General features: G+C 61.4%; 8 protein-coding genes. 7 read left to right on the plus strand and 1 reads right to left on the minus strand.

What is annotated here, in order from left to right:
• Positions 1–10 precede the first annotated feature (10 nt).
• From NN484_RS06425 to NN484_RS06440, 4 genes are all read left to right on the plus strand, one after another.
• Positions 11–1036 (plus strand): histone deacetylase family protein, encoded by a 1026-nt coding sequence (locus NN484_RS06425; RefSeq protein ID WP_274658751.1) that lies wholly within the window; start codon positions 11–13, stop codon positions 1034–1036.
• Complete coding sequence (locus tag NN484_RS06430; protein WP_274658752.1) at positions 1033–2133, plus strand: polyamine ABC transporter substrate-binding protein; 1101 nt, start codon at positions 1033–1035, stop codon at positions 2131–2133. Before NN484_RS06425 ends, NN484_RS06430 begins: the two co-directional genes overlap by 4 nt.
• A gap of 152 nt (positions 2134–2285) precedes the next feature.
• Complete coding sequence (locus tag NN484_RS06435) at positions 2286–6887, plus strand: coiled-coil domain-containing protein (RefSeq protein ID WP_274658753.1); 4602 nt, start codon at positions 2286–2288, stop codon at positions 6885–6887.
• Positions 6888–6913: 26 nt separating this feature from the next.
• On the plus strand, positions 6914–11443 hold the full coding sequence (locus NN484_RS06440) for a hypothetical protein (protein WP_274658754.1): 4530 nt from the start codon (positions 6914–6916) through the stop codon (positions 11441–11443).
• A gap of 34 nt (positions 11444–11477) precedes the next feature.
• On the opposite strand, the gene pdxR is transcribed toward NN484_RS06440, so the two are convergent.
• Positions 11478–13034: a MocR-like pyridoxine biosynthesis transcription factor PdxR gene (pdxR, locus tag NN484_RS06445; protein ID WP_274658755.1), complete on the minus strand. Its 1557-nt coding sequence runs from the start codon at positions 13032–13034 to the stop codon at positions 11478–11480.
• 92 nt (positions 13035–13126) lie between these two features.
• On the opposite strand from pdxR, the gene NN484_RS06450 reads away from it, so the two are divergent.
• Genes NN484_RS06450 through NN484_RS06460 form a run of 3 tightly spaced genes read left to right on the plus strand, consistent with a single transcriptional unit; the run spans position 13127 to position 14890 of the window.
• Entirely contained in the window at positions 13127–13750 is a 624-nt protein-coding gene (locus NN484_RS06450) for an FMN-binding negative transcriptional regulator (RefSeq protein ID WP_127649579.1), read from the plus strand.
• Positions 13751–13759: 9 nt separating this feature from the next.
• Positions 13760–14206 carry a GNAT family N-acetyltransferase gene (locus NN484_RS06455; protein WP_127649578.1) on the plus strand — a complete coding sequence of 149 codons (447 nt, stop codon included), beginning with the start codon at positions 13760–13762 and terminating at the stop codon, positions 14204–14206.
• A gap of 12 nt (positions 14207–14218) precedes the next feature.
• Positions 14219–14890: a GNAT family N-acetyltransferase gene (locus NN484_RS06460; protein ID WP_127649577.1), complete on the plus strand. Its 672-nt coding sequence runs from the start codon at positions 14219–14221 to the stop codon at positions 14888–14890.
• Positions 14891–14916 lie beyond the last annotated feature (26 nt).

Below are 14916 nucleotides of genomic sequence, written 5' to 3' on the forward strand. Positions count from 1 at the left end.
AGAACAACAAATGCTGACGATCTACTCAGACGATCACCACCTGCACCATGGCCGCTGCGAGCTCATCGACGGCCAGCTCAAGCCATGCTTCGAGATGCCTTCGCGCGCCGACCACGTGCTGCAACGGGTACAGCACCAGAACCTCGGCCCGGTCGAGGCACCGAAGGATTTCGGCCTGGAGCCGATCGCACGAATCCACAGCCGCGACTACCTCGACTTCTTCAAAGGCGCGTGGGAACGCTGGACCGAATTCAACACCGACGGTGACTTGCTGCCGTACACCTGGCCGGCACGCACACTACGGCAGATCAAACCGACCAGCCTGCACGGCCAGCTCGGTTACTACAGCTTCGACGGCGGCGCACCGATCACCGCCGGCACCTGGCAAGCGGCCTACAGCGCTGCGCAAGTGGCGCTGACTGCCCAAGCGGAAATCCAGCGCGGTGCACGCAGTGCCTTCGCCCTGTGCCGTCCGCCGGGACACCACGCCGCCAGTGACTTGATGGGCGGTTATTGCTACCTCAACAATGCTGCCATCGCCGCCCAGGCGTTCCTCGATCAGGGCCACAAGAAGGTCGCGATCCTCGACGTCGACTATCACCACGGCAACGGCACCCAGTCGATTTTCTACGCGCGCAGCGACGTGTTGTTCACCTCGATCCACGGCCACCCGGAAGCCGAGTTTCCGTTTTTCCTCGGTTACGACGATGAGCACGGCGAAGGCGCCGGTGAAGGCTTCAACTTCAACTACCCGCTGCCGGCCGGCTCCGGCTGGGATGTGTGGAGCGCGGCACTGGATCAGGCCTGTAACGAGATCGACCGCTACGGCGCCGACGTCATAATCGTGTCGCTGGGCGTCGACACGTTCAAGGACGATCCGATCTCACAATTCAAACTCGACAGCCCGGATTACCTGGCAATGGGCAAGCGCATTGCCGCCCTTGGCAAGCCAACCCTGTTCGTCATGGAAGGCGGCTACGCGGTGGAGGAAATCGGCATCAACGCGGTGAACGTGCTGGAAGGGTTTGAACAATGAACCGCCTCAAGCACCTTATCGCGCCAGCCCTGTGTGCGACGTTGTTGAGCACCGCTGCCCACGCTGAAGAACGCACCCTGCGCGTCTACAACTGGTTCGACTACATCACGCCCAAGGCACTGGAAGACTTCAAGGCGCAGAACACCCAGACCAAACTGGTCTACGACATCTTCGACACCAACGAAGCGCTGGAAGCCAAACTGCTGACCGGCAACTCCGGTTATGACGTGGTGGTGCCGTCCAACGTGTTCCTCGCCAAGCAGATCGAAGCCGGGGTGTTCCAGCCGCTGGATCGCAGCAAGCTGGCGAACTGGAACCACCTCGACCCGAAACTGATGAAGCTGATCGAGGCCAACGACCCGGGCAACCGGTTCGCCGTGCCGTACATGTACGGCACCATCCTGATCGGCTTCAACCCGGCCAAGGTCAAGGCAGCGCTGGGTGACAACGCGCCGGTGGACAGCTGGGATCTGATCTTCAAGGAAGAGAACATCAGCAAGCTCAAGCAGTGCGGCGTCGCCCTGCTCGACTCGCCGTCGGAGATCCTGCCGCTGGCCCTGCAACACCTGGGGCTCGATCCCAACAGCAAGAACCCGGCGGACTATGCGAAAGCCGAAGCGCTGCTGATGAAGATCCGTCCGTACATCACCTACTTCCACTCCTCCAAGTACATGGCCGATATCGCCAACGGTGACATCTGCGTCGCCGTCGGCTACTCCGGCAGCTTCTCGCAAGCGGCCAACCGCGCCAAAGAAGCGAAGAACGGCGTGGTGGTCGACATGCGCCTGCCCAAGGAAGGCGCGCCGATCTGGTTCGACATGCTCGCGATCCCCAAGGGTGCGAAGAACCCGGAGGACGCCTACACCTTCATCAACTACTTGCTGCAACCGGCGGTGATCGCACCGGTCAGCGACTTCGTCGGCTATCCGAACCCGAACAAGGACGCCACCGGCCTGGTGGACCCGGCGATCCGCAACAACCCCAACCTGTACCCGACCGAAGCGGCGATGAACACGCTGTACACCCTGCAGCCATTGCCTCGCGATGCCGAGCGGGCGCGGACGCGGGCCTGGACCAAAATCAAGTCCGGCACCTGATACCCGCCGCTGTACCGAAAAGACCTGCGCTCGCGCAGGTCTTTTTTTGCCCGCGATATTTATCTACCACCCGCCCCGACGCGTCCGTCACTACCGTGAAACGGCATGCGCACCGAATGCCCAACGGTGCCTAACCCACACAGGATGTGAACATGACCGACGTTTCCACCCCCTCCTCCGTGCCCGTCCCCACGGACGAACAGGATAAATTGCTGACCCAACTGGTGACCGGGCCGTCGATTCGCGAAGTGGCCACACGCACCCTCTTGCCGGCCCTGAAATCGCTGTACCCACAGCTGACGATCGATCCGCGTCTGGCGATGGTGGTGACCCCCACCTGGCGCCTGCTCAAGGAACAGGTCATCCCGGGGATCCAGCACTGGGAATCGCTGACCGACACCCTCGTTCGCCATGGTGTCGAGGGCACTCCGGTGGTTTTTTTCGACGGTGAGCACTACCTCACGCTAGAGCCAATGGAGCCAGCTCCGGCGCAATTCCCCGTGAGCCTGGAAGCCATCGCCCGTTTGCTCAATGAGCTGGCGCCGCTGCTGTTTTTTGCGTTCCAGGAACAGCAAGTCGATTACTGGAACCAACTGACGTCCGACACGACCCCGCGCTGGAAACACCTGTCCAAATCGCTGCGTGAACAGTGGAACATCGAAAAGACCGCGGGCCTGGATACCGACCAGTACGCCATGGCGCGCAACCTTTACCAATACCCGGACAAGCACCTGCGCAGTGCGCATGACCGCTATCGGTCGCGCGCCTGCCTGATCGACCTCGACACCGTGAGTGACAAGACCGGCAACGACGTCTCGACGCACCTCAATGTCCTTGACCTGGCCGTACTGATCGGCGAGCACGACAGCCGCACCTTGATCCTCACGCACTCGGTGACCAACGGTTTGCGCACCTACGAGTCGTTGGAGCAACTGGGCAACTCCCTGCTGGTTTACAGCGCAGGCCAGACAAGCGGCCACACCCTGAAATGGCGCTTGATCGAACCCGAGGGCGAGTACTTCGATCATCTGGCATGCAACCTGATTGCGCTGCAGGCGGACTCGATTGGCGCGCTGTCGAACGAACCCGGCGCAGCAAATGCCGACCTTGCGCCGCACATCAGTCGCACCGCGAACGAGCTTGACCCGACAGACCAACAGGCTCCTTCACGCTTCAACCGGGTCGAGCAGACGCTGCCGTCGTGGATAGCCAACGCCTCGTCCAGCGACCTCACCGCTTACAGCCGCCACCTGATGGATCTGGCGACGGTGCGCACGCAGGACGACGAGAAGACCTTTCTGGACGGCATCAAGCCGATCCGCGAGTTCGCCCTCGACACCCTGCGCGAGGCCATGCTCAAACAGCATCCCGATGCCACCTCGTTAAACCTGACGGACATCGAGATCGCTGTCGAAAGCGTCGTGGTCTGGGGGGCGTTCGTGCCACAGGTCGGGCCCGAACGCATGTCGCTGAGCCTGGTGGATCTGGCGCTGCAGAACCTGATCGCGCTGCCCTTGGGCAACAAGACCGTACGCAGCATCAGCGGGCAATCATTGCCCGAGTGGATGACCGTGGACTACCTGGAGGGATTGATCGTCAACGCCGACATCGGTCAGAGCTACCCGACACTGATCAAGAACACCTTGCTCGACGTCCCCACAGAAAGCCTTCGCCGGCAGAACCTGTTCACCGCTCACTTGCGGGTCGAACTGCCGCTGCTGGCGTTACAGCACAAGATTCGTGGTCAGGCCGGGATCAACGAACTGGGCTACCGGTATGTCGCGGCGGCGGTGCAAGTCGCCGCCGAAAACCGTTGGGTGGACGGCGAGGAAATCGTCATCCGCCCGCTGGCGTTCAAGCCCGGCTGGCGTTTGGCGGGCGCCGCCGACAAGGTGGCCAACATGTTTGTGATCGGCCCTCGCCAAATGAACAAGGGGCCGTGCCTGCTCTACCGGCCAATGCTCGATCAACCCTTGAGCCAGTACCCGACACCGGCCAACCTGATCTACGCCATCAAGCATTCGCCGACGCTGCACCAATCCGTGCTCGCCTGGCTGCCGGACAGCGTACGGGCTGATTACGCCAACTACGTGTTCACCGCGAACCGGCCTTCTGTCTGGACGCTTTCGCAACTGCTGGGCGACCCGCTGACTCCGCTGCGAATGGGCGGCACGCTGACGCTGGGCACAGCGGTCATCGACCCCGATTACCTGGACGCGCTGTTCACGTCCAACGTCAATGCACTGGTCCGGCAGGCAGAAGAACAATCGGTGTCCAACGCACAAAGCCGTTGGGAAACCTTCAAGCATGGCGCGTGGATGATCCTTAATGCAGCCTTGCCCTTTCTCGGTCGTACGGTCGGCACCGCCGCGTGGATCTGGCAGGTACTGGACGACATACAACAGACTCTCGACGCCGGCGACCAGGGTGATCGACAGCAACAGGCCAGCGCGATGACGGACCTGTTGCTGACCCTGGCGATGGTCCTCGCCCATCACGCCAGTACACGATCGTCGACGGCCCCCGGCATCGAGAAAAAGACTTCGAAGGCCAAACCCGTCGCGCTTGAGGAAAAACCGCGGACACCGCTCACCATCGTCCAGTCCTCCGAAGTCGTCGGCGAAGCTGCCGCTGCGCCACACCGTATCAGCGTGCTCACCGATACCGCCTTGAGTCTCACGCAGACTTTGGAACGCTTCGCGGTTCCCAGGCCCGAATCACTGATCCCGCCTGACAGCACCAGCGCGCTTTACCGTCATCTCCATCGCCTGGGAACCCGCTACTACGCCACGATCGACGAGCGCTGGTTCGAGGTAGCCGTCGATGACACAGGCGCGGTGTCGATGATCGACACCCGACAACAACCGATGCGCAGAGGCCCGGCGTTGATCAGCAATACCCACGGCCAGTGGTTCGTCGACACCCGTTTGCGCCTTCGCGGCGGTGGCTTTTCCGCCCGGCGCAAAGCGCTGAAACAGCAAAACCGTCAACGCATTGCCGAACTCAAGCAACAACTGACCGAATTCGATAACGAACGCGATCACGCAAAAACCGAGCTGATCGACGCCTACCAGAAAATGAAACGTGCCGAGGACCAGGCTTCGTCCGGACTGCAGCAGGCGTTTCTCGAAAAGCTCGACCAGCGCACCCTTCAGTACGAGGCGCCAATTGAACAGCTCAAGGCCTTGAGTCTGCTGGAGACGGTTCCCAACTACCGCCCGGCCATGATCTCGATGCTCGATACCCAGTTGCATTTCAATCAGACATGGCTTGATCAGAACACCCCCGTTTTCGTGCGGACACTGCAAGAAACGCTGACATTGCTGGAAGCCGAAGACACCACGGCAGGTGCTGGTGACCGGGCGACTTATCAGCAAATGGTCGATCTGTCCGAAGGCGTGATCGGCAAGCTCGAATTCGCCCGCTCGAAGTTTCAGGAACTGGATCGCCTCGGCAGAAGTGCCGCCGAAATTGTCGTGCAGTATCGCAAGCGCTTGCCCACCTTCAGCGCCGATGATCTCAAAGCCCTGCAAGTTTCGCTGGCCCGCGAGGTGTGCCTCAAGGAGGGCGACAGTGCCGCAGTGAACGAGGCGCAGGCGGACTTTTCCCGCTTGCTCGACACCACCAATCTGGTGATCCAGACCTCTCAGGAACTGATGCTGGAGGACAACCCGGCCGGGGCAGGAGAACGCACCGAGGGCCTCGACGGACTGCTCGAACAGTTTGTCGCCATCGACCAGTCACTGGAGGACTTCGCCCTCGACCACAAAGAGGTCTTGCTGGAGCAACCGTTCAAACATCTGCGCCAGCGTATCGGCGAATTCCAGAAGCGCACTGAGGATCATCTGGCGCAATTGCTGCGCGAGCATGCTCCGGCGCAGGCTCGGCCGGGCCCCTCGAAACCCGCCCGCGCGCCCCGCAAACGGGTGGTCAAGACCCGTTTCAAGGGCACGGTCGTCGGCGAAATGCGGCCCTCGGCGCCGGGCGAGCCGGTACTGCTGGAAGTCCGCGCGCCGATGACTGGCAAAGTCATCGCCACGTTCCACGAAAAAACCCCGGGCGTCTGGGTCGAACGGGTACCCGCCCGACGTCGCCGACCCGCGTCCCGACCTGCGCTCGATGCACAACTGGCCCAAGGGCAAACCCTGCTCGACAGCCTGGAAGATTTCATTCGGCGAACCGAAGCCAGCGCGAAAAAACCCGGCCGCATCCCGGTGGAAATCGAGGATCTGTTCCGCCAGAAAAGCGAACACTTCGATCACAGCGCAAGTGCCCTGGAACGTGCCCTGAGTTCGAGTACGGCTGAAGCCCAGCGCCTGGCAGCCACGAAGCTGAAGAGCGAACTGCAGCAGGCCCGCGAACGGCTGAATACCGAGGGCTACCGGCTGCGCGTCGAAATGATCAAACAGCAGCCACCCACTGCCTCGCGCATCGAATGGCTGCTGGGCAAGAATGAAATCGACATCTTGTCCGGCACCGCACGGCGTCGGCTCAAGGGCCCGCGCAGGGATTACCTGACTGAATTCGAGATTCGCGATCGTCGCAGCCAGAAAGCGCTGTGGTACGCGCACTTCCATTACCCCCAGCCGGACGGGCCGGCGGAAAACTTCACCGCCGCCCACTTGAAGACCAGCGATCAACGCTTCCTGGCCGGGGCGTTCGAGGTGAATCCCAAGACCTCCAACCCGCAAGTGATCGCCATTTATCGCAGCGAGATCAGTGCACAACTGGCCCGCAAACTGTTTTTTTCATAACCGAAACGTCAAAAAGGAAGAGGACGATGACCGAACATACCGACAACCTTCGCGTGCCCATACAACTGAAAAACAATCTGATTGTGCAGCACGACAACCAAGGCCCTACCGTCGATGAAGTCGCCGCTCGTATGCTGCGCAATGCCTTGAAAAAACAATTCCCGGATCGGGCTCTGGACCCTGATCTCACACTGATCGGCACACCCCGCTGGCAATGGGCCGAGGGCAAGCTCCGGGCGCTGCCGATGACTTTCGAATCATTGACCCAGGCCCTGGTGCGCCTTTTTTTTTCCGACACCGACGCCAATTACCTGGAGGGCGAGCACTTCCTGACAGCGGATCCGCAGGCGTCTCCCGTGGTGCATCTGGACATCAGCATCGAAGCCATCGCCACGATGCTCAATGACTACTCGCCGCTGCTGTTCGTGGCCTTTCGCGAGCGCCAACTGGCCTTCTGGAACAGCAACGGACACAAGGCGCCGCGCTGGCAGGAACTGGCCGATGCACTGCGCAAATCCCTGGATGTACAAAGTGTCAGCGGCTGGGATGCAGATCAGTGCCATGTCGCCCGGGCCGTCTCGCAGTATCCCGACAAACAACAACGGGACAGCCAGCAGCCGACGCTGTCAGAGATCAAGGTTCAGCTCATCGATATCGACACGGTCGACGCCGCAGGCAAGGCCCGGCATCTGACTGTCGGCGGTGTTGCGGTACTGACCGGCCGTTATCGCGAACGCGACCTGGTGATGATGTACACCTTGGACGGCTATGAATCGTTCGCGTCTCTGGAGGCATTGGGCGCGGCGTTGCTCGAACGCCTCGAAGAACGCCTGGATGGACGCAGCATGAAGTGGCGACTGTTCGAACCCGAGGGCAATTTCTTCGACCATATGGCCTGGGCGCTGATCGCCAGCCAACTCGATGCAATCGCCGAAATCACCCGCGAATCCGTCGCCCGCGAAACCGATACCGGCAGTTCCCTGTCCGAACTTGCGCAATATCCCGGCACCGAGGAAAAAGACACCTTCGCGACCCTCGATGAAGCCATGCCCGAATGGCTGGCCGGCGCCACGGCTGCCGACATGGATCAATACAGCCGATCCGTCAGTGCCCTGGGCAAGCTGTACAAGCACATCAATAAAAACCTGTATCACCTGCCCGCCATCGACACTTTCGCCCAGCAGCGAATGCGCGAAGCGATTCTTGCCGACCAGCCATCCGCTACCCGGTTACCCCTGGATTCGTTCGAGATCACCATCACCAACAGTTTCGAATCCGGTGGCTTGACGCTGCCCAACCCGCTCGACAGTCATACCGAAACCCTGGGCGAGTTCGCACTGCAGAATTCACCGCCCTATGAGGCTACGCTGCGCTTCAAACCGCCGCAGCCTGTTCCCGACTGGCTGGACGTCGCCTACCTGACGCAAATGGCGAAAAAAGTCGACATCGGCCAAACCTACCCTCAGTTGATCAAGGACAAACTGATCAACGATCCAATCCAGGGAGCCATACAGAAATACTTCTACCTGCGCCAACTGCATGCCCTGCTTCCGCTGATCGCTCTGGAGTGCAAGATCCGCCGTATCGGCGGCATTGATGAACGCGGCTATGCGTATATTCGCGAATGGCTCAAACCGACACCCGGCCACGCCCAACCAATAGTCGTTCGTCCGCTGACGTTCATACGCAACGGGGACACCGAAGGCGACACGGTGACCAACATGTTCGTCATCGGCCCACGCCAGGCTGAAAGCGGGCCGTGCCTGCTGTATCGCCCTCTGTTCGATCAGCCGTTGTTGCAATTTCCGTCTGCGCAAAACCTTGTGTACGCCCTGCATCATCCGGGGGAATTAAGGGATTCGGTCCTGGCCTGGTTACCGGACTCGACCCTCAGTTTCAAATACGCCCAATACACGTTCCCCGTCGGCCTGCCCAGTCCGTGGACGAGCGCGCAAATGCTTTCCGAACCGTGGACGAGTGTGGACTGGGCCGGCCCGGTTCAGCTTTCCTCAAAAGCGCTGCATGGCGATGTATTCGGCATCCTGTTCAAGACCCATGCCCAGACCATGGCCGAGTTTGCCGACCGGCAATCACAGTCCAACGCTGAACGGCGCTGGGCACTGCTGCGCGACAGCGGCTGGGCACTGTTCAGCGTCGCCGCGAATTTCCTCAGCGGCCCGGCCGGCGCCGCGCTCTGGATCTGGCAAGGCATCAGTGAGGTCGAACAAGCGCTGCAGGCGCGTCAACGAGGTGACAAGCTCGCTGAATGGGACGCGATCGGCGATATGCTGCTGAACCTGGGGCTGCTTCTCGCCCACCGCGCGGCCGTTCGGCGCCAGAGCGGCCGCCGCCCGGCGCCATACCCGGCTGAGCGCGAATCGCCCGCCACTGTGCCTGCTGCCGTTCAGCCAGCGGCGCCCAGCGTGACTCGCGACCCCACGGCGCTGAGCGGAGAACTGCCGTCCAGCCATTACTCCTCTCTGGAAGTACGCGGCTCCGTTCCTCGCCGTACGACCGAGGCATTGACCGCCTACCTGCTGAAGGCGAGCGTGACGCCTATCGATCCGACAGAATCGGACCTGGAAAAAATCCTCTTCGGCACTGCGCCGGTGTATCGCCGCGATGATCATCTGTACGCGCAAGTCGGTGAGCACTGGTACGGCGTCATCGAAAATGACGATCAGCAGATCCAGATCGAATTCCCGGGCAATCCTCCAGAAACAGGGCCGCTACTGACCCATGACAGCCAAGGAAAATGGTTTGTCGATACCCGTCTGCGCCTGCGCGGTGGAGCCGGCGGCAAGAGCCTGCAAAGTCAGTTGCGCGCGCAACGTTGGGTGAAGGAGCAACAACGCAAACAACTGGAAGCCAAACTAAACACCTTCAAACGCCAGGAGTCCATTGGCAACGACGCCTTGAAAACCGCTCAGGAGAAAATGCTGGCCGCCACCGGAACGGCGCACGAGCAGGCAACCCGGCAATACCTCACCCAAGTGGAAAAACTCATCACGGATTACCAGCAGGCGTTGAACAACCTTCAGGAGTGGCGCCAGAAGGGTGGCAGCGACGGCTACTTTCATGACTTGTTGCGCATGACCACCCACCTGCAGAAAAACCTCTGCCTGTGGTTCGCTCTTCAGCGTAATGCCTATGCCAAATTCAATCAGAAGCTGAGCGGGAACAGCGTCATCGAGAAGGCTGCAGCGTTGCAGGCGCACATCGAGACGGTCAAGCAGACGCTGAAACTGAGCCAGGACATGGTCGCTCGCCTGCAATTGTCGCAAACCTCGCTGGTGGATCTGGAAGCCACCGGCAGCGCCGGCATCACCGCAGCAAAACCCCTGCGCGACTTGTTGCCGGCCTTCACCGCCTGGGACTTGAAGGCCAACGAAGTCGGCATGTCCCATGAGCTGTGCCTGCGGGGTGCAGCCAGCGTCGATGCCTCACAGCGCGACGCCGTGGGTCAGTTGATTATCGACGCCGCGTCCGCCGCCCATCGGCATGCTGGACTGCTCAAGGCGCCCGAGGGCGGTGAACCGCTGACCGGACGCATCGACACCCTCAGCGGGCTGCTCGATGTCTATGCAGATACCGATCAGCGCTTCAAGGATCTTGCAGATCAATACCCCGGCAAGGTCGAACCGCTCGAGATCGATCGAGTGCGCGGACTGATCGGCGAATTCCGGCAACTGGCGCAGGATCAGTTAGATCAATTGTTGCCCGAGACCCCGGACATCCCCGCGCCCGCCGCGCCGAAACCGGCCGTCGCGGGTCCTTCCCGTCCGGCAATGAAGGTCACCAAGAGCCGTCCCCGTGATCCCGCGCCCGCCAAGGCTTCGACCTCCACCGAGCAGGCGTTCCACGACATCCTGCCGTCACGGCCCCGTCCCGCCGCCCAGCCACTGCTGAACGATACCGACACGATCGACAATGGCCAGACACTGAACGAAAACGTGCAGAGCTTCATCGATCAGACGCGAAAGGACGCGTTCAGACCCAATCGCATCCCGGCCGACATGCAGGACCTGTTTGATCAGCAGGCACAGCGCCTTGAACAGGCCGCACAAGATGTCCAGCAGGTGCTGGCACGGGAGCGTGACAGCGGCAGCTCGCGCTTCCCGGTGGGCAGCCTGCCGACGGAGCTGCGAAGTGCCGCCGAGCGCTTGCGCGCCGAGGGCATCAGTGTCCGTGCCAGCCTGCTCAAGGAGCGCCAGCCACGCCAGGCGTACCTGCAATGGCTATTGGACAATCATCAGGTGCGCATCGAGAAAAACCGGCAGGGGCGAATCAGGACCAAAAAGCGTCGGGACTATTTTCAGGAGTATCGGATTCTCGACACCGCCGATAAGCCTTTGTGGTTGGCACACTTTCACTACGACTCCCTGCAAGCGCCGCTGGAGGCCTTCACGGCTGCGCATCTGAAAATCGCCGACGCCCATCTGCAGCAGTTCAGTGCCGAACGCCAAAACGTCCTGACTGACTTGGCGCCGATCGACTATGTCCTGCGGCGCATCAGTGATCCGGCGCTGTTCTTCAAACTTGAAGTCAGTCGCTGAGGTCATTATCCGGGCGGGTCGCCAACGACCCGCTTCAACCAACGCGCCAGGCCGTGCGCAGGCGCGCCAGTGCAGACTCGATGGCTTTTTCGGGCACAGCGGCAAACCCCATCACCAGTCCGGCGCGTCGATCAGGCGCGGTGGTCGAGTCGGGTAGCCAATAGCTGCTCAGGCCATTGATCTCCACATCGACGCTGGCAGCCTGTTCAATCAACGCCTGCTCACGGGCGATGCTGTCGACCGGTACCGTCAGGTGCAGGCCGGCAGCGACTGTCGGCAGCGGGCCGACCCCGGGAACCTCCATTGGCCAGCCACTGAGCAAGGTATTGCGGCGACTCAGGGCGGCTCGCCGCATGCGCCGGATATGTCGTTGAAAATGCCCGGCGGCCATGAACTCCGCCATCACGGCCTGGGTGCTGACTTCGGAATGCCGCACATCCACAGCACGCCGCTGGGCAAACGCATCCACCAACCCCGGCGGCAGCACCAGATACCCCAGGCGCAACGCCGGGAACGCGACCTTGCCGAACGTGCCGACATACAGCACCCGCCCCTGTCGATCGAGCGCGGCCAAAGGCGCCAACGGAGCACCGCTGTAGCGGTACTCGCCATCGTAATCATCCTCGACGATCCAGCCTTGCGTACGCTCGGCCCAGGCCAGCAGTTCGAGCCGTCGCGCCAGACTCATCACCACGCCCGTCGGGTACTGGTGGGATGGCGTGACATAAGTGAGACGGCAATCGCTGAGCCCGGCCAATTGCTGGCAGTCGATGCCCTCGCTGTCCACTGCCACTCCGTGCAACCGGGCACCGGCCACGGCGAAGGCATGACCGGCAGCGCGGTAGCCTGGATTCTCGATCGCTACTCCGTCGCCCGGCTCCACCAGCAACTGTGCACAAAGGCTAATCCCCTGCTGCGCGCCACTGGTGATCACAATTTGCTCAGCCGTGCACTGCATGCCACGGGAGCTGCGCAAATAGGCCGCGATCATCCCCCGCAACCGCGCATCGCCGGCCGGGTCGCCATAACACAGCTGCTGCAAATCCGGTTTGCGCCAGAAAGCCGCATTCAGCTTGGCCCAGACGTCGAAAGGGAACAGATCGAAGGCCGGAACACCGACCCGAAACGCCCGGGGCGGACCACTGGGCGGACGGGCCAAATGATTGTTTTTGACCCGGGTCAGCGCGTCGCTGTGGATAACTTTGCTGGATGGATCCACAGGTAAATCCAGCCAATTTGTGGATAAGGCTGTGGGTAAGCCTGTTGAAAACCCTGTGGATACTTTTGTGGATAGTTTTTTCGCCGGCAACACCGCCTGCGGCAATTGCGCAACGTAAGTGCCGTCGCCGACCCGGCCTTCGATAAAGCCTTCGGCGTACAACTGATCGTAGGCGCGCACCACGCTGTTGCGCGAGATCGCCAGCGCCGCCGCCAGATCGCGGCTGGCCGGCAACCGCGTGCCACTGGCAAGACGTCCGTCCAGTACGCGCAAACGCAACGCCTGGTAAAGCTGCCGGCTCAAGCCCTGACGGCGGTCGAGTTCGATTCCCGCCGGATTGAACGGCATGGACAGCGTGAGCGATTCGGGCATGGCAATGGACCTATGAAATTGGTCATCAATGGCTCTTACAACAGTCCAATAGCCTGCCTAGGATGCAGGCATTCGCCAAGGAAAATCTCTCCATGTACACGCCACGCGCTTTTGCCATCGACGAGTTGTCCCAACTGCACGAACTGATCCTCGCCACCCGCCTCGCCATTCTCGTGACCCACGGTGAAAGCGGCCTGCAGGCCAGCCATGTGCCGGTGCTGCTGCATCGCGAACAAGGCCAGAACGGCACGTTGTACGGGCATCTGGCCAAAGCCAATGCGCAGTGGAAAGATTTGCGCGACGGCGCCGAAGCCCTGCTGATCTTTGCCGGCCCGGACGCCTACGTCAGCCCCGGGTTTTATCCGAGCAAGGCTGAGCACGGCAAAGTCGTGCCGACCTGGAACTATGTCGCCGTGCACGCCTACGGTCACGCCGAAACCTTCAGCGATGGCGGACGCCTGCTCGACATCGTCAGCACGCTCACCGATCGCCACGAAGCCGGTCGCGCGCAACCGTGGAAGGTCGACGACGCGCCCGCCGACTACATCGACGGCATGCTCAAGGCCATCGTCGGTTTTGCCATTCCCATCGATCGCCTCGAGGGTAAGCGCAAGCTCAGCCAGAACCGCAGCGCCGAAGACATCGCCGGCGTGCGTGAAGGCCTGTCCGCCAGCCCCGACATCAACGACCAGACCCTCGCCCACTTGATGCGTTAAGGAAATAGCATGAGTCAGATCCAGATCCGCCCGGTGACTGCCGGTGATCACGCCGCCTGGTTGCCGTTGTGGCAGGCCTACCTGCGCTTTTACAACACCGAGTTACCGCAGGCCGTCACACACAGTACCTGGCAGCGTTTCCTCGATACGAGCGAACCGACCCACGCCGCCCTCGCCTGGGCCGATGGCAAAGCCGTGGGCATGGTCCATTTCATTTATCACCGCTCGAACTGGAGCATCGAAAATTCCTGCTACCTGCAGGATCTGCTGGTCGAGCCGCAAACCCGTGGCACCGGCGTCGGGCGTCTGCTGATCGAGCACGTCTACGCCACCGCCAAGGCTGATGGCTGCTGCAAGGTCCACTGGCTGACCCACGAGAGCAACGCAACCGCGATCCAGCTCTACGAGCGCATCGCCGAACGCCCCGGATTCATCCAGTTTCGCAAAGCCATTTAAGGAGCCGCGTACATGACCACTTCACTTGCCGACTGGAAAGGCGTCCCCGCCCCCACTGCCACCTTGTTCGAAGGCCGCTTCATCCGCCTGGAACGACTCGACCCGGCACGCCATGGCGACGAGCTGTTCAACGTCCTCCAAGGCCCAGGTGCCGACCCGAAACTCTGGGACTATTTGCCCTACGGCCCGTTCCCGCAGCGCAGCGTTTTCAATGACTGGCTGAACAACCATGCGGCCAGCAGCGATCCGTATTTCTTCAGCATCGTCGACCGCGCCACGGGTCAGGTGCAGGGCATTCTCAGCCTGATGTCGATTGTCCCGGCTCACGGCCGCATCGAAATCGGCCACGTCACCTTCGGCGCGCCGATGCAACGCTCACCGAAAAGCACTGAAGCGGTGTACCTGCTCGCCAAATACGCCTTCGCGCTGGGCTACCGTCGCCTGGAATGGAAATGCAACAACGGCAACGCCCGCTCCAAATACGCCGCCGAGCGCCTGGGTTTCAGCTTCGAAGGCGTGTTCCGCCAGCACATGGTGGTCAAGGGTCAGAACCGCGATACCGCGTGGTATTCGATCCTGGATTCGGAATGGCCGGCGATTGCGGCGGGGTTCGAGCAGTGGTTGAGCGATGAAAACCAGACACCGACCGGGCAGGTGAAAGGATTGGTCGAGTGCCGTTCCTGAGTCTGTAAACGTAGAAAATCGCAGCC

It is taken from the genome of Pseudomonas serboccidentalis (assembly GCF_028830055.1).
Lineage (GTDB): Bacteria > Pseudomonadota > Gammaproteobacteria > Pseudomonadales > Pseudomonadaceae > Aquipseudomonas > Aquipseudomonas serboccidentalis.

Bases quoted from the DNA above. Each gene is read 5' to 3' on its own strand.
- NN484_RS06425 (WP_274658751.1), top strand. From the start codon at position 11: ATGCTGACGATCTACTCAGACGATCACCACCTGCACCATGGCCGCTGC.
- NN484_RS06430 (WP_274658752.1), top strand. From the start codon at position 1,033: ATGAACCGCCTCAAGCACCTTATCGCGCCAGCCCTGTGTGCGACGTTG.
- NN484_RS06435 (WP_274658753.1), top strand. From the start codon at position 2,286: ATGACCGACGTTTCCACCCCCTCCTCCGTGCCCGTCCCCACGGACGAA.
- NN484_RS06440 (WP_274658754.1), top strand. From the start codon at position 6,914: ATGACCGAACATACCGACAACCTTCGCGTGCCCATACAACTGAAAAAC.
- pdxR (WP_274658755.1), bottom strand. From the start codon at position 13,034: ATGCCCGAATCGCTCACGCTGTCCATGCCGTTCAATCCGGCGGGAATC.
- NN484_RS06450 (WP_127649579.1), top strand. From the start codon at position 13,127: ATGTACACGCCACGCGCTTTTGCCATCGACGAGTTGTCCCAACTGCAC.
- NN484_RS06455 (WP_127649578.1), top strand. From the start codon at position 13,760: ATGAGTCAGATCCAGATCCGCCCGGTGACTGCCGGTGATCACGCCGCC.
- NN484_RS06460 (WP_127649577.1), top strand. From the start codon at position 14,219: ATGACCACTTCACTTGCCGACTGGAAAGGCGTCCCCGCCCCCACTGCC.